This window comes from Actinoplanes sp. NPDC048967, from assembly GCF_040649415.1.
Lineage (GTDB): Bacteria > Actinomycetota > Actinomycetes > Mycobacteriales > Micromonosporaceae > Actinoplanes.
The window spans coordinates 1-14954 of the sequence record NZ_JBEZFL010000006.1; the positions used below are offsets into that span (position 1 = coordinate 1).

17 protein-coding genes are annotated in these 14954 nt (G+C 71.6%); 11 read left to right on the forward strand and 6 right to left on the reverse strand.

What is annotated here, in order from left to right; translation table 11 throughout:
* Positions 1–117: 117 nt before the first annotated feature.
* Entirely contained in the window at positions 118–1029 is a 912-nt protein-coding gene (locus AB0C12_RS25485; protein WP_360551999.1) for a 5'-3' exonuclease, read from the reverse strand.
* Between the two features lie 92 nt (positions 1030–1121).
* On the opposite strand from AB0C12_RS25485, the gene AB0C12_RS25490 reads away from it, so the two are divergent.
* Both AB0C12_RS25490 and AB0C12_RS25495 read left to right on the forward strand, forming a co-directional pair.
* Positions 1122–2264, forward strand: a complete 1143-nt coding sequence (locus AB0C12_RS25490) for an acyl-CoA dehydrogenase family protein (RefSeq protein WP_360552001.1) — start codon at positions 1122–1124, stop codon at positions 2262–2264.
* Between the two features lie 43 nt (positions 2265–2307).
* Positions 2308–2772 carry an Lrp/AsnC family transcriptional regulator gene (locus tag AB0C12_RS25495; RefSeq protein WP_360552003.1) on the forward strand — a complete coding sequence of 155 codons (465 nt, stop codon included), beginning with the start codon at positions 2308–2310 and terminating at the stop codon, positions 2770–2772.
* A gap of 28 nt (positions 2773–2800) precedes the next feature.
* On the opposite strand, the gene AB0C12_RS25500 is transcribed toward AB0C12_RS25495, so the two are convergent.
* The 3 genes from AB0C12_RS25500 to AB0C12_RS25510 are packed head-to-tail and all read right to left on the reverse strand — an operon-like array spanning position 2801 to position 4552.
* Positions 2801–3253, reverse strand: coding sequence for an SRPBCC family protein (locus AB0C12_RS25500; protein ID WP_360552005.1), 453 nt, complete (start codon positions 3251–3253; stop codon positions 2801–2803).
* Complete coding sequence (locus tag AB0C12_RS25505) at positions 3250–3753, reverse strand: hypothetical protein (RefSeq protein ID WP_360552007.1); 504 nt, start codon at positions 3751–3753, stop codon at positions 3250–3252. Before AB0C12_RS25505 ends, AB0C12_RS25500 begins: the two co-directional genes overlap by 4 nt.
* A 4-nt stretch (positions 3754–3757) precedes the next feature.
* On the reverse strand, positions 3758–4552 hold the full coding sequence (locus tag AB0C12_RS25510) for a metalloregulator ArsR/SmtB family transcription factor (RefSeq protein ID WP_360552009.1): 795 nt from the start codon (positions 4550–4552) through the stop codon (positions 3758–3760).
* Positions 4553–4731: 179 nt separating this feature from the next.
* Between AB0C12_RS25510 and AB0C12_RS25515 the strand changes: the two genes are divergently transcribed.
* Positions 4732–4899 carry a hypothetical protein gene (locus AB0C12_RS25515; protein ID WP_360552011.1) on the forward strand — a complete coding sequence of 56 codons (168 nt, stop codon included), beginning with the start codon at positions 4732–4734 and terminating at the stop codon, positions 4897–4899.
* The gene (locus tag AB0C12_RS25520) at positions 4869–5651 is read left to right on the forward strand and encodes a phosphotransferase (RefSeq protein WP_360552013.1); all 783 of its coding nucleotides are present in this window, start codon (positions 4869–4871) and stop codon (positions 5649–5651) included. The genes AB0C12_RS25515 and AB0C12_RS25520 overlap by 31 nt, the downstream gene beginning before the upstream one ends.
* On the opposite strand, the gene AB0C12_RS25525 is transcribed toward AB0C12_RS25520, so the two are convergent.
* Positions 5637–6362, reverse strand: coding sequence for a class I SAM-dependent methyltransferase (locus AB0C12_RS25525; RefSeq protein ID WP_360552015.1), 726 nt, complete (start codon positions 6360–6362; stop codon positions 5637–5639). The two genes, AB0C12_RS25520 and AB0C12_RS25525, sit on opposite strands and share 15 nt — an antisense overlap.
* Before the next feature lie 133 nt (positions 6363–6495).
* Here AB0C12_RS25525 and AB0C12_RS25530 point away from each other — a divergent pair, with 133 nt between their 5' ends.
* Complete coding sequence (locus tag AB0C12_RS25530) at positions 6496–6687, forward strand: CsbD family protein (RefSeq protein WP_212990512.1); 192 nt, start codon at positions 6496–6498, stop codon at positions 6685–6687.
* Between the two features lie 61 nt (positions 6688–6748).
* Here the strand turns inward: AB0C12_RS25530 and AB0C12_RS25535 are convergent, their stop codons facing one another.
* A complete protein-coding gene (locus AB0C12_RS25535; protein ID WP_360552017.1) occupies positions 6749–8125 on the reverse strand; it encodes a lysine 2,3-aminomutase in 1377 nt (458 codons plus the stop codon).
* Between the two features lie 130 nt (positions 8126–8255).
* Between AB0C12_RS25535 and AB0C12_RS25540 the strand changes: the two genes are divergently transcribed.
* The 6 genes from AB0C12_RS25540 to AB0C12_RS25565 are packed head-to-tail and all read left to right on the forward strand — an operon-like array spanning position 8256 to position 14759.
* Positions 8256–9293, forward strand: coding sequence for an L-erythro-3,5-diaminohexanoate dehydrogenase (locus AB0C12_RS25540; protein WP_360552019.1), 1038 nt, complete (start codon positions 8256–8258; stop codon positions 9291–9293).
* 5 nt (positions 9294–9298) lie between these two features.
* Complete coding sequence (locus tag AB0C12_RS25545) at positions 9299–10843, forward strand: amidohydrolase family protein (RefSeq protein WP_360552021.1); 1545 nt, start codon at positions 9299–9301, stop codon at positions 10841–10843.
* 1 nt (position 10844) lies between these two features.
* Positions 10845–12404, forward strand: coding sequence for a lysine 5,6-aminomutase subunit alpha (locus AB0C12_RS25550; protein WP_360552023.1), 1560 nt, complete (start codon positions 10845–10847; stop codon positions 12402–12404).
* Positions 12401–13135 carry an OAM dimerization domain-containing protein gene (locus AB0C12_RS25555; RefSeq protein WP_360552025.1) on the forward strand — a complete coding sequence of 245 codons (735 nt, stop codon included), beginning with the start codon at positions 12401–12403 and terminating at the stop codon, positions 13133–13135. The genes AB0C12_RS25550 and AB0C12_RS25555 overlap by 4 nt, the downstream gene beginning before the upstream one ends.
* Positions 13132–13497: a hotdog domain-containing protein gene (locus tag AB0C12_RS25560; protein WP_360552027.1), complete on the forward strand. Its 366-nt coding sequence runs from the start codon at positions 13132–13134 to the stop codon at positions 13495–13497. Before AB0C12_RS25555 ends, AB0C12_RS25560 begins: the two co-directional genes overlap by 4 nt.
* Positions 13494–14759: a glutamate mutase L gene (locus AB0C12_RS25565; RefSeq protein WP_360552029.1), complete on the forward strand. Its 1266-nt coding sequence runs from the start codon at positions 13494–13496 to the stop codon at positions 14757–14759. The genes AB0C12_RS25560 and AB0C12_RS25565 overlap by 4 nt, the downstream gene beginning before the upstream one ends.
* Positions 14760–14954 lie beyond the last annotated feature (195 nt).

Consider the following 14954-nt stretch of genomic DNA (forward strand, 5'->3'; position numbering starts at 1 on the left):
CGGCCCGGCCACCCGACCCGGCCCGGCCACCCGACCCGGCCCGGCCACCCGACCCGGCCCGGCCACCCGACCCGGCCCGGCCACCCGACCCGGCCCGGCCACCCGACCCGGCCTGGGTCAGCCCGCGAGGGCGTCGACCAGACGCCGTGCCGAACCCGCGAGGTTCCAGCGCTCGGCCAGCGCGAGCAGCGCCTCCGTGTCCTTCGGTGCGGTCGGCAGCGCCGGGTCGAAGGCCGGCAGCTCGACGTCCAGCGCGACCTTGCAGACCGGCAGCGCGGCCGCCAGGTAGTCCCGGGCGGAGTCGAGCTTGGTGCGCAGGCCCGGGGCGAAGCCGGCGTCCTTGTCGTCCAGCGCGGCCAGGATCTGCTCGATGCCGCCGTAGCGGGCGATCAGCCGGGCGGCCGTCTTCTCACCCACGCCGGGCACGCCGGGCAGGCCGTCGCTCGGGTCGCCCCGCATCGCCGCGAAGTCCGCGTACCAGCGGGCCGGGACGCCGTACTTGGCCTCGACCGCGGCGTTGTCGCTGTCCTCCAGCTTGGCGACGCCGCGGCCGCAGTAGAGCAGGCGGGTGCCGCGGGTGTCGTCGACCAGCTGGTACAGGTCGCGGTCGCCGGAGACGACCTCGACCGGGGCGGGCTGGGTGGCGGCGAGGGTGCCCAGGACGTCGTCCGCTTCGTACCCGGCGACGCCGAAGGCCGGGATGCCGACCGCGGCCAGGACCTCGAGCAGGACCGGGACCTGCTTCTCCAGGGCCGCGGGGACCTCCTCGACGGCGCCGTGGGCGACGCGGTGCTTCTTGTACGACGGGACGAGCGAGACCCGCCAGGCCGGGCGCCAGTCGGCGTCCAGCGCGCAGACCAGGCGGTCCGGGTGCCGGGTGCGGATCAGCTGGGCCATCATGTCGAGGAAGCCGCGGATGGCGTTGACCGGCTCACCCGCCTGCGTGCGGGCCGCGGACTCGGGGATGCCGTGGAACGCGCGGAAATACAGGCTGGGGGCGTCGACCGCCAGCAGAGGTCGCTGAGTCACGGGTCCCAACCTAGTGCCAACCACCGACCCTTCCGCGGGCGCGCCGGGGGCTGAGGCTGACGGGAAACCAAACGACCGTTAAGCTGGTTGATGTGACGGTCGAGCGGATGCTGCCAACGGACGAGGCGTACGAGTTGCTGGGCCTGACCCGGGAGATCGCCGACGGCGAGCTGGCTCCCCGGGTCGCCAAGCACGAGCAGGAGGGCCTGTTTCCGCGCGACGTGCTGCGGACGGTCGGCCGTGCCGGGCTGCTGGGCCTGCCCTATCCCGAGGCGGACGGCGGCGCCGGTCAGCCGTACGAGGTCTATCTGCAGGTCCTGGAGATCCTGGCCGGCTCCTGGCTGGCCATCGCCGAAGCCGTCAGCGTGCACACGCTGTCGTGCTACCCGATCGCCGCGTACGGCACCGAGCGCCAGCGCAAGAGTCTGCCGGACCTGCTCGGCGGTGACCTGCTGGGCGCGTACTGTCTCTCCGAGCCGCAGGGCGGCTCCGATGCCGCCGCCTTGACCACCCGGGCGGTGCGCGACGGTGACGACTGGGTCGTCACCGGCACCAAGGCCTGGATCACCCACGGCGGCCAGGCCGACTTCTACAACATCTTCTGCCGCACCGGCGGCCCCGGCCCGGCCGGGATCTCCTGCATCGTCGCCGAGGCCGACACGCCCGGGATCCTGCCGCAGATGCCGGAGAGGACTATGGGCCTGCGCTCGTCACCGCCGGCCCAGATCGTCTTCGACGGCGCCCGGGTGCCGGTCGAGCGCCTGGTCGGCGAGGAGGGCCAGGGCTTCCGGATCGCCATGCAGGCCCTGGACGCGGGCCGGCTGGGCATCGCGGCCTGCGCGGTCGGTCTGGCCCAGGCCGCGGTCGACTACGCCGCCGGGTACGCCCGCGAGCGCATGCAGTTCGGCCGGGCGATCGCCGAGTTCCAGGGCGTCGGCTTCATGCTGGCCGACATGGCCACGCAGGTCTCGGCGGCCCGGGCGCTGCTGCTGAACGCGGCCCGGCTCAAGGACGCCGGCCGCCCGTTCTCGGTGGAGGCGGCCAAGGCCAAGCTCTTCGCCACCGATGTGGCGATGAAGGTGACCACCGACGCGATCCAGGTGCTGGGCGGGGCCGGCTACGTCAGCGACCACCCGGTGGAACGCTGGTTCCGCGAGGCCAAGGTGCTGCAGATCGTCGAGGGCACCAACCAGATCCAGCGCCTGGTCATCAGCCGATCGCTGACCCGCGGCTGAAACGGGTTCGTTACCGGGCGGCCACGACCGGTATCTTGTCGCGGTGGAAGAGATCGACCGGGCGATCGTGGGCGCCCTCACCGTGGACGGCCGGCTGTCCTACACCGATCTCGCGGAGCGGGTCGGCCTGAGCGTGTCGGCGGTGCACCAGCGGGTACGCCGGCTGGAACAGCGCGGCGTGATCAGCGGCTACACGGCGAAGGTGTCGTACGAGGCGCTGGAGCTGCCGCTGACGGCGTTCGTGGCGATCCGCCCGTTCGACCCGTCGCAGCCCGACGACGCGCCGGAACGGCTGGCCCACCTGTCGGAGATCGACTCCTGCTACTCGGTGGCGGGGGAGGACTTCTACCTGCTTCTGGTACGGGTGGCCAGCCCGGCCGACCTGGAACGGCTGCTGCAGGAGATCCGTACGGCGGCGAACGTCACGACGCGCACGACGGTGGTGCTGAGCACGCCGTACGAGAACCGGCCGCCGCGGATCGCTCCCGCCGCCAAGCCGGAGGCATAGTGTCCTAGGACGCCGTAGCCGGAGTGTGCTACGGCATGTCCCACGGCGCCTGCGGCAGCGCGCGTCCGGTCTCCAGCAGCGATTTGAGGTTCGCCATGACCGCGGGCCAGCCGGTGGAGACCTCCGCGAGGTCCTCGTCGCTCAGGTTCCCGTGGGTGACGGTCAGCCGGACGATGTCGTGGTGGGCCTCGATGCGGAAGGTGACGGCGGAGGCGTCGGGTCCCGCCGGGGAGCCGGCTTCGCCGAAGGTCATGGTCAGCCGATGCGGCGGGTCGGCTTCGAGGACGACACCACCGCCGTCGGCGATGCCGGAGCCGTCGGTGCGCCGGTGCTCCCAGGGGGAGCCGGGCTGCCAGTCGGAGATGTTGTGGTGTCCCCAGTAGACGCCGGTCAGATCGGCATCGGTCAACGCTTCCCACACCCGTTGCGGGGTGGCGTGGATGTAGGTCACGTACACGAAGGCGGGCTTGGCGACGGTCATGGGTTGTCCTCGTTCGGGAACAGGGCCAGGAGTTGCCGGGTGTGGCCGGGCAGTTCCACCGCGGCCAGGCCGGTGATGATGTCCCGCAGCGGCACCGGTCCGTTGACCAGGGCGGTGTCGTGGGACAGCAGCAGGGCCGGCACCGACGTGTCCAGCTCGGCCTCGCTCAATGTCGGGCCGACGAGAGTGCACAGAGCCTCTCCCTGGCTGCGGATGCGCTCCCGCAGCCCGGCGGGACCGCCGGCGAGGGAGATGACGTGGTTGATGGTCCAGGTGTCCTGGGCCAGGCGGTTGTCGTAGGTCGTGTGTGCTCCCGCGGCGACAGCGGCGGCGGTCGCGATGGTGGCAGCGGTGACGAGGGCGACGTGCGCCAGGATCTCGTCGGCGTTCCATTCGCCGGGCGGTGGAGATCCGCCGGCGTCGGCGACGGTGGTGGCAGCGACGGTGGTGGCGGCGTCCAGCAGGGCATCGTAGGCAGCGGTGAGCGCGGTGGTGTCCATGGGCTCAGCTGTGCGCGGGGGACATGTCCCAGGGCGCCTGGGGGAGGACGTCGCCGGTTTCGAGCAGGGACTTCAGGTTGGCGAGTACGGCCGGCCAGCCGCGGGAGATGCCGCCGTGCATCTCGAGGTTGGCCAGCTTCTCGTGGGTCACGGTGAGGCGGACGATCTCCTGGTACGGCTCGACCAGGAACGTCACCACCGACGGCTCCCGGGTCAGCTGCTCCTCGGGGACGTCGTCGAAGGTGATGACCAGGGTCGTCGGTGGTTCGGCCTTGAGCACCCGGCCGACGACGTCGACGACGCCCGAACCGTCGGTGCGGCGGTGCTCCCAGGTGGAGCCGGGCTGCCAGTCCGACACGTTGGCGTGCCCCCAGTAGCGGGCGGTCAGGTCCGCGTCGGTCAGGGCCTGCCACACCTGCTCGGCGGTCGCGTGGATGTAGGTGGTGTAGACGTAGGTCGGCACCGGGGCGGGTTCTTCACTCATGGCGTACTCCTCTGCCTTGCTCTTGATCGCGTCGAGGGCCCGCAGCCGGGGCTTGTCGAAGCCGGAGATCCAGCGCTGCTCGATCTCGTGGATGGGCCCCGGGTTGAGGTAGTGCAGCCGCTCCCGCCCGCGTCGCACGACGGTCACGAGATTGGCCGCCTGCAGGAGGTCGAGATGCTGGGTCGCGGACTGGCGGGTCATCGCCAGGTGGTCGCACAGCTCGCGCAGGGTCTGGCCGTTCTGCTCGCGCAGGCGGTCGAGCAGAAGTCGTCGGGTCGGGTCGGCCAGGGCTTTGAAGACCGGGTCGAGGCTCACGCGGACCATTATGCAGGCAATCGCCTGCATGTTGTCAACGGCCCGGCCCGACCTGCGGAAGTAACATCCTAGGACGCTCTACGCGACGTGCGCCGCGCCACACCTGGAACGACGCCTACGGCGACCCACCTCGACAAACAGCGATTGTGGGGAGTGCTCCAGGCGCCTAGCCTTGTCTCGTGGAGAACAAGGAGCGCGCTGTGCACAGCCGCGAGGATTTCCGGCGGCTGCCACCGAGGATCACGCCGGAGCAGATGATTCCGCTGCAGGCCGTGCTGCACCTGGTGCAGGACCCCCGCGAAGGCACTACCGACGAGTGGCGCATCCGGCTGGGCTGGACGGCCTGACCAGCCGCGAGGAGCCCCTGGCCGGTGGCAACGTAGCCGAGGCCGTGGTCCGCTCCGGCTCCACCGTGCGCAAGCCCTGGACGCCCGCCACTCCTTCCGTCCACGCCTTCCTGCGCCACCTGCACGCCAAGGGTGTCGCCGGCGTGCCAGGTGTGCTGGGCCGCGACGACCAGGGCCGCCAGGTGCTCGAGTTCGTGCCCGGCCGGCAGGGCGAGTCGGCGCCACCCATGACCCTGGCCGAGCTGCGCCGGCTGGGCGCCATGGTCCGCGCCATCCATGACGCGTCCGCCGACTTCGTGCCTGCGCCCGACGCCCGGTGGGACGTGGCGATCCCGCCCGACGGCGCCGATCTCGTCTGTCACCAGGATCTGGCCCCGTGGAACCTGATCCGTGACGGCGACACCTGGACCTTCATCGACTGGGACGCCTCGGCCCCGGGCACCCGCCTCTGGGACCTGGCCTACCTCGCGCAGACCTTCGCGCCGTTGGTCGCCGGTGGTGATCCGGAGGCGGATGCGCCGCGACTGCGGGCGGTCGTCGACGGCTACGACCTCGATGACGCGGGACGGGCCGTACTGCCCGGCAAGCTCGTCGTGCGTACCCGGGCGATGTACGACCTGCTGGCCGATGGTTCCCGCACCGGTGCCCTGCCGTGGGCCCGGTTGTGGGCCGAGGGCCACGGCGTGCACTGGGGTGGCGCGGCCGACTACCTCGCGGCGCATCTGCCGGTGTGGCGCTCAGCGCTGCGGTAGGTCCGCCCGGGCGCACTCGGTGACGTAGGGCAGCGCGAACGTGTCGCGCCCGGCGAGGTCGGGGTGGGTGGCGGTGAGCTCGCGGACGGCGTCCAGGACGGCGGCGCGTTCGTGCTCGCTGAGCAGGATGATGTAGCTGCGCGACGCGACCAGGTCGAGGAGCCGGTCGAGGGTGATCTCGTGGGTCCAGGTGAAGTCGCGGGTCTCCACGGGCCCGAACGGCGGTCCGAATTCGGCGCGGCGGTGCTGTTCGGGGGAGTGGATGAGCTCGCCGAGGCGGCGGACCCAGTCCTCGCGTTCGTCGCGCAGGTTCCAGATCAGGCCCAGCCGTCCTCCGGGTCTGAGGACGCGGGCGGCTTCGGGGACGGCCCGTTCGGGGTCGACCCAGTGCCAGGCCTGGGCGCAGAGCACGGCGTCGACGCTGTGGTCGTTCAGGGGGATGGCTTCGGCGGTGCCGGCCAGGGCCGGCACGCCGGGCAGGACGCGGCCGAGTTCGGCGCGCATGCCGTCGGAGGGTTCCACCGCGGTGACGGGCCGGCCGCGGTCGCGGATCTGGCGGGTGAGTTTGCCGGTTCCGGCGCCGAGGTCCACGACCTGGCCGGCTCCGGCCGGCAGGAGCCAGTCAAGAGCTTCGGCGGGGTACGGCGGGCGCCCGCGTTCGTAGACGGCGGCAGCTTGTCCGAAGGAGGCGGCAGCGGCTTGATCACTCATAGCCAAGGATCCTAGGACGCTCTACACGTGGTGCGCCGCCCCACTCGGCATGAGTCGTGTTTTAGAAACGCGCCCTTCGGGCACCTTTTCTCCGACAAGAACCATCAAGTTCGGGTCTCTGGAGAGGTTGACGATGAGCTTCACTGACAAGGTCAAGAACAAGGCCGAAGAGCTGACCGGTAAGGCGAAGCAGGGCATCGGCGACGCCACGGACAACGAGCGGCTCGCCGCCGAGGGGCAGGCGCAGGAGACCTCCGCACACGCCAAGCAGGCCGGCGAGCACGTCAAGGACGCGGGCAAGGACGTCCGCGACGCCTTCAGCTGAGCCGGCCCACAGCGAGGCCCCCGGGACGACGGTCCCGGGGGCCTTTTTCTGTGCGCTGTCGCTACTCGGCGACCTGCTGCTTGAGCCACCATTGCTGGCCGGACTCGGGCAGGGTGTCGATCGGGTCGTAGTAGGCGTGGAGCTTGTTGAGGGCTTCGTCGTCGGTGGCCTCGATGGACGTGCGGTAGTTCTTCGTCCAGTAGGAGATGCCGTGCTCGCGGTCGTACTCGGCGAGCATGTGGACCCAGCGCTTGCCGACGAAGGGGACGTCGCAGACGATCCGCGGGGTGGCGTAGCCGGGCAGGTAGCCCATCATGTCGTGCTGGAGCTGCTGGGCGTACCAGACCGGGACGCGCCAGTGCTCGGCGTTGGGGATCATGTCGCACATGTAGAAGTAGTACGGCAGGATGCCGGCTTCGCCCTGCAACCCGAAGCAGAGGTCGAGCAGGTCGGCGGTGGTGGCGTTGACGCCGCGCATGAGCACGCCCTGGTTGCGGACGTCGCGGACGCCGACTTCGAGCAGCATGCGGGCGGCTCGGGCGACCAGCGGGGTCAGTGAGTTCACGTGGTTGACGTGGGTGTGCACGGCGAGGTTGACGCCGCGGCGTTCGGCGGTGATGGCGACGCGGTTGAGGCCTTCGACGACGTCGCCCTGCAGCCAGTGCTGGGGCAGGCCCATGAGGGCTTTGGTGGCGAGCCGGATGTCGCGGACGGTGGGGACCGAGAGCAGGCCCATCAGGTAGGTCTCGAGTTGTTTCCAGGGCACGTTGGCGACGTCACCGCCGCTGACGACGACGTCGCGGACGCCGGGGTGGGCCTTGAGGTAGGCCAGGTGGGCGTCGTAGCGGTCGACGGGCTTGAGGGTGAGCTTGAGTTTGTCGACGGTGGGGGTGTTGTTGCCGACGAGGTCCATGCGGGTGCAGTGGCCGCAGTACTGGGGGCAGGTGCTGAGCAGTTCGGCGAGGACCTTGGTGGGGTAGCGGTGGGTGAGGCCTTCGGCGACCCACATGTCGTGCTCGTGCAGGGAGTCGCGGGTGGCGTGGGGGTGTGAGGGCCAGTCGAGGTGGCGGTCGGTGGCGACGGGGATCATGTAGCGCCGGATCGGGTCGGCGTAGAACGACTCCGTGTCGGGGGTGCGGTCGGGCACCATGGTGTTGAGCATCTGTGGTGGCACCAGCATGGACATGGTGGCCAGGCGCTGCATGTCGGTTTCGAGGTCGGCGTAGAAGCGTTCGTCGAGCAGGTCGCCCATGACTTTGCGGAGTTGTTTGACGTTCTTGACGCAGTTGACGCGTTGCCACTGGGCGGATTCCCACTGGGCGGTGGTGACGTCGTGCCAGCCGGGGAAGCGGGTCCAGTCGGGTTCGACGAGGGGGCGGCGCTGGTAGTTGTAGGGCTGCCCGGCCGCGGTGGCCGCGTCGTTCTTCAGCTCGGTCACGGGGCCTCCTGGGGTCGGGGAGCGAACTCGATCGACGATACTGGAGAATCTGCGGTCTAGTAACCGCCGCCCCGGAGGATTTACGGTAGGGCGGCCGCGCGGCAGGTTGTTTCTTGTGAGGATGGTGGGCATGTCGTTTCCTGTGGGTCTGTCTCGGGTGGTCGAGCCGGTCGGGGTGCTGCCGCAGGCGGCGTGGCGGCTGGACGCGCGTGCGGAGCTGGGCGCGGACGAGGTGCGGATCCGTCTGGAGCGGCTGAATCTGGACGCGGCGAGCTTCCGGCAGTTGTCGGGCAAGCACGGCGGGGACGGCGCGGCGGTGCGGGCCGAGGTGCTGGAGATCATCGGTACGCGCGGCAAGATGCACAATCCGGTGACGGGTTCGGGCGGCATGCTGATCGGGGTGGTCGACGAGGTCGGGCCGGAGTCGCCGTTGCCGGTGAAGGTGGGTGACCGGGTCGCCACGCTGGTGTCGCTGACCCTGACCCCGCTTGCGGTGACCGACGGGCTGGCCGGCTGGGACGGGCGCAGCGAACAGGTGCCGGCGGCGGGTCATGCGATTCTGTTCGGCCGTTCGGTGGTGGCGGTGCTGCCGGAGGATCTGGCTCCGGAGCTGGCCCTGGCGGTGTTCGACGTGTGCGGGGCGCCGGCGTTGACCGACCGGGTGGTGCGCGGGCATGCGGTGGCCGGTGCGGTGTCGGTGGCGGTGTTCGGTGGGGCCGGTAAGAGCGGGTCGCTGGCGTTGACGGCGGCTCGGCTGGCCGGTGCCCGTACGGTCGGGGTGGTCGTGTCGGACGCCGAGCGCGACGCGCTGCGGGCGGCCGGGCTGGCTGATCACGTCGCGGTCGCCGATGCCCGGGATCCCCTCGCGGTGTCGTCGGCGGTGGTGGCGGCGCTGGGTGAGCCGGCGACGGTGACGGTTGTGTGTGTGGATGTGCCGGGGTGCGAGCACGGGGCGATCCTGGCGACGGCGGCGGGTGGCACGGTGGTGTTCTTCTCGATGGCGACGAGTTTCCCGGCGGCGGCGCTGGGGGCCGAGGGTCTGGCGGCGGACGTGACGATGCTGATCGGCAACGGGTACGTGCCGGGGCATGCGGCGTTCGCGTTGGATGTGGTGCGGCGCACTCCGGCCGTGCGGGCTCTGTTCGAGGCGCGGATCGCGGCACACTGACGGTCATGACTTCCCCCTCAACGGTGTACAGGAACGGTCGGTTCTACTCGGCGGCGGATCCGCGGGCGTCGGCGATGCTGGTGCGCGACGGGCGGATCGCGTGGCTGGGCGCGGCGGCGGATGCCCCGTCGGCGGACGTGACGGTGGACCTGGACGGCGCGCTGGTGACGCCGGCGTTTGTGGACGCGCATCTGCATGCGACGGACACCGGCCTGGCGGCCGACGGGCTGGATCTGTCGGGGGTGCGCTCGGCGGTGGAGCTGCTGGAGGCGGTGTCGGCGTTCGCGCGGACGCGGCCGGTGGACGGGGTGGTGCACGGGCACGGCTGGGACGAGTCGACGTGGGCGGTGCAGGAGCCGCCGTCGGCTGACGTGCTGGAGCGGGCGGCGGAGGGGCGGCGGGTGTATCTGTCGCAGGCGTCGGTGCATTCGGCGCTGGCGTCGCGGTCGTTGCTGGCGGCGTGCCCCGGCATCGAGGGGGTGCCGGGGTACGCCGGGTCGGGCTGGGTGCGGGAGCAGGCGCATCACGCGGTGCGGGCGGTGGCGCTGGGTTCGTTGTCGGCGGCGCAGCGTACGGCGGCGCAGACCTCGGCGTTGCGGCTGGCGGCGTCGCGGGGGGTGGCGGCGGTGCACGAGTGTGCGGGTCCGGGCACGTCGAGTGAGGCGGATTTCGCGTCGGTACTGGCGTTGTCGGGGGTGGGGCTGCCGCAGGTGTTCGGTTACTGGGGTGAGCTCGGTGGTGCGGCGCGGGCCAAGGAGCTGGGTGCGGTCGGTGCGGCCGGTGATCTGTACGCGGACGGGGCGCTGGGGTCGCGGACGGCGTCGGTGCGCGAGCCGTACGCCGACGGTGACGGTGGTTGTGGTGAGGCGTTCGTGTCGGCGGAGCAGGCCGGGGCGCATCTGCTGGAGTGCATCGAGCTGGGTGTGCAGGGTGGTTTCCACGCGATCGGGGACGCGGCGATCGAGGCGGTGCTGGACGGGTTCGCGATCGCGGCCGAGCGGGTCGGGGTGGACCGGTTACGGGAGGGCCGGCACCGCATCGAGCACGTGGAGCTGATCGACAAGGCGATGATCGCCCGGATGGTGGAGTTCGGGGTGGTGGCCAGCGTGCAGCCGGTGTTCGACGCGTTGTGGGGTGGCCCGGACCGGATGTACGCCCAGCGTCTGGGGGTGCAGCGGGCGTTGGCGACCAATCCGGTCGGGGCGATGTACGCGGTCGGGGTGTCGCTGGCGTTCGGGTCGGATTCGCCGGTGACGGCGCTGGATCCGTGGGCGGCGGTGGTGGCCGCGGCGGCGCCGCGGAACCCGGCGTACCGGATGAGTGTGCGGTCGGCGTTCGGGGCGAGCACGCGGGGTGGCTGGCGGGCGGCCGGGGTGGACGACGCCGGCGTGCTGACGCCGGGCCGGTCGGCGACGTTCGCGGTGTGGGAGACGCCGGCGGGGACGGACGGGGGGCTGCCGGTGCTGTTGCCGGGGGTGGACGGGGTGGTGCCGGCGCGGCCGGTGTGCCGGCGCACGGTGCTGCACGGCGAGACGATCTTCGAGGAGTGATGTGAACAAGCTGGGGCTGGATCCGCACGTGGTGCGGCGGGCCAGGGCGCTGGCCGCGCGGGCGGGGCAGCCGGTCGTGGACCTGGCGCGCTCGCACACGACGGTGTCGGTGGAGCGGGCGGTGCTGCGCCTGGCCGGGGTGTCGGGGGCCGATTCCGACGGCATTCCGTGGGTGAACAGGCTGGTCGACGCGGTGCGCGCCGACGTGGGCCTGGGCCGGGGCGTGGCGTTGCCGGTGTTCCATGCCCTGGCCACCCAGGGCGTGGAGGATGTCACGGTGCTGGCGCAGAAGGCCGCGGCGGGGGCGGTGACTTTCGCCGTACCGGAGAAGAAGGCCGAGGTCACCGCGGCCCGGCGGGCCGCGCGGCGGGCGACCGACGCGGGCCTGAAGGTGGTGGACCGGCGCCGGGCCGAGCGGGATCGGCTGATCAAGCGGTACGGCGATCCGAAGCAGCGGCCGTGGATCTATCTGATCGTGGCGACCGGGGACATCTACGAGGACATCCCGCAGGCGCAGGCGGCGGCGCGGGCCGGCGCGGACGTGATCGCGGTGATCCGCTCGACGGGGCAGTCGCTGCTGGACTATGTGCCCGAGGGGGCGACCCGGGAGGGTTTCGCGGGCACGTATGCGACGCAGGAGAACTTCCGGCTGATGCGGGCGGCGCTGGACGAGACGTCGAAGGAGCTGGGCCGGTACGTGCGGCTGACGAATTACGCGTCGGGGTTGTGCATGCCGGAGATCGCGGCGCTGGCCGGGATGGAACGCCTCGACATGATGCTCAACGACAGCATGTACGGGATCCTGTTCCGGGACATCAACCCGATCCGGACGTTCGTGGATCAGCGGTTCTCGCGGCAGGTGCACGCCCGGGCCGGGATCATCATCAACACCGGTGAGGACAACTACCTGACCACGGCGGACGCGGTCGAGGCGGCGCACACGGTGACGGTGTCGCAGCTGCTCAACGAGTTCTTCGCGCACGAGGCGGGGCTGGCGGACTGGCAGCTGGGGCTGGGGCACGCGTTCGAGATCAACCCGGAGCTGCCGGAGTCGTTCCGGCTGGAGCTGGCGCACGCGCTGCTGGCGCGGGAGTTGTTCCCGGACGCGCCGCTGAAGTGGATGCCGCCGACCAAGCACATGACCGGCGACGTGTTCCGGGGGAACCTGCTGGACGGGTTCTTCAACCTGGTGGGTGCGCTGACCGGGCAGGGGATCCTGCTGGTGGGGATGATGACCGAGGCGGTGGTGACGCCGTGGCTGTCGGACCGTGACATCGCGTTGCAGAACGTGCGGTACGTGCTGAACGGGGCCGGCAATCTGCACGAGGATTTCGTGCCGGCGCCGGGCGGGTTCATCCAGTCGCGGGCGCAGGCGGTGCTCGGTGAGGCGATCGAGCTGCTGGAGCGGATCGTCGACGACACGATGCTGACGGCGATCGCCGACGGCACGTTCGGGATCATGAAGCGGCCGGCGGACCGCGGCAAGGGCCTGGACGGGGTCGCGAAGCACGAGGACGGCTACTACAACCCGGTGACTCTTGCTTTGGAGGGTGCCGCGTGAGCATCGTGCGGCCCTACGGGGACACCACCGGCGACGGGATGGTGCAGCTGTCGTTCACGCTGCCGGTCCCGCACGACAAGCGGGCCGAGGGCGCCGCGGTGCAGCTGGCCAACAAGATGGGCATGGACCCGGCGCTGCTGGTGCACGCCAAGCCGATGGGTGACGGGTTCACGTTCTTCGTGGTCTACGGGCGGGTGAGTCATCTCGTCGACACCGACAAGGTGCAGGTCGTCGAGCGGGACTTCCCGTTGCTGAGCGCGAAGGAGGTGAACGCGGTCATCAAGCGCAAGCTGCGGCGGCGGCTGAACGTGGTCGGCGCGTGCATCGGCACCGACGCGCACACGGTGGGCATCGACGCGATCCTCAACGTCAAGGGCATCGCGGGGGAGAAGGGCCTGGAGTACTACCGGGAGCTGGCGGTGACGAACATGGGCGCGCAGGTGTCGGTGCCGGAGCTGGTCGAGGAGGCCCGGGCCCGCAGGGCCGACGCGGTACTGGTGTCGCAGGTGGTGACCCAGCGCGACGCGCACCTGCAGAACACGCGGGCGATGACGGCGGCGTTCCGGGAGGCGATGCCGGCGGGCAAGCGGCCGTTGCTGATCGTGGGCGGGCCGCGGTTCGACGAGCTGATGGCGGGCGAGCTGGGCGTGGACCGGATCTTCGGCCGGGGTACGACACCACGCGAGGTCGCCTCGTACCTGGTCCACGCACTCGTAGGGAGCAACTCGTGATCACGGTGACGCATCGCCGGTACGTGCCGTACGCGCACGCCCATTACGCGGGGAATCTGGTCGACGGGGCGTACTCGCTGGGGTTGTTCGGTGATGTCGCCACCGAGGTGTGCATCCGGCTCGACGGCGACGAGGGGTTGTTCGCGTCGTACTCCGACGTGCAGTTCACCGCACCCGTGCAGGCCGGTGACGTGTTGGAGGTGACCGCGACGGTGACCCGGATGGGCACCCGGTCGCGGACCATCGAGTTCCGGTCGGTGGTGGTGTGCCGGGGCACGGGCGGGTCGGCGGCGGCGGTGCTGGCCGAACCGATCGTCGCGGTGACCGCCACGGGCACCGTGGTCGTGCCGGCCAAGGGATGACTTTCGCGGTCTGTGTCGACGTCGGGTCCACGTACACGAAGGCCTGTCTGGTCGATCTGCGCGACGGCCGGTTGGTGAGGCGCGCCGAGGTGCCGACGACGGCCGCCTCGGATGTGCTGACCGGTCTCGACTCCGCTGTCGCCGATGTGGGCGGCGACGGCGAGCTGTTCGTGTGCTCGTCGGCCGGCGGCGGCCTGCGGCTGGCCGTGATCGGGTACGAGTCGCTGGTCACCGCCGAGGCCGGGCACCGGGTCGGCCTGTCGGCGGGCGCGCAGGTCGTGCACGTGGCGGCGGGCCGGCTCGACGGGCGGGCGGTGGCGGCGCTGCGCGCGGCCCGTCCGGATGTGATCCTGCTGGTCGGTGGCACCGACGGCGGCGACGGTGAGGTGCTGCTGCACAACGCGGGCCGGCTGGGCACCTCGCGGCTGCGGGTGCCGGTGGTGCTGGCCGGCAACGCCGACGTGCGTGAGCAGGCCGCCGCGGTGCTGACCGGACGCGGGATCCCGGTGACCGTGACGGGCAACGTGCTGCCGCGTATCGGGGTGCTGGATCCGGGTCCGGCGCGGCTGGCGATCCGGGAGGTGTTCCTGCGGCATGTGATCGGCGGCAAGCGGCTGTCGCGGGGGTCGCGGTTCGCGTCGCTGGTGCGTGCGGCGACCCCGGACGCGGTGCTGGCCGGCGTGGAGCTGCTGGCGGACCGCAGTGGCGCCGGGGTGCTGGTCGTCGATGTCGGTGGCGCCACCACGGACGTGTACTCGGCGCTGGTGCCCGACGCGGAGGCCGAGACGGGTCCGCGGCGGGACGTGGCCGGGACGTTGTGGCGGTCCCGCACGGTCGAGGGGGATCTGGGTGTCGGGGTCGGGGCGAGCGGGGTGGTCGCGGCCGCGGCGGCGGAGAAGCTGCCGGTGCCGGACATCGCCGGTGGGCCGCCGTACGACGCGGTGACGGACCGGCAGCTGGCGGCGACCGCGGCGATGATCGCTCTGCGGCGTCACGCGCGGGGCTCGTCGGCGGGGCCCGGGCAGCCGCGGACCGGGGGCCGGGATCTGCGTGACGTGCGGCTGGTCGTGGGTTCCGGCGGGGTGCTGCGCCACGGCGGCGGCGACGCGGTCCTGGACGCCGTGCTGGGCGACACGGCCGGCGGCTGGGCGGCCCCGGCGGGTGCCCGGCGGGTCGTCGACAGCCAGTACGTGCTGGCCGCGGCGGGCCTGCTCGTCGCTGAGCACCCGGCGGCCGCCGCGGGTCTTGTTGACGCGCTGTAGTCCTGCGGGTGAACGGCCGGGACACGCCCGGGAAATGCGACACGCCCGGACACGGGGACACCGGTTGACAGACGGCCGGGGGTGCGACGTACCGTCTTCAAGTCCTCCTCCGGGAAGCGGCTGTTGTTCGCTTCGTTCCTTCGCCCACTGGCCACGCCCGCACCCGTTCCCCGGATGCCCGCGTACGCCAGGTCC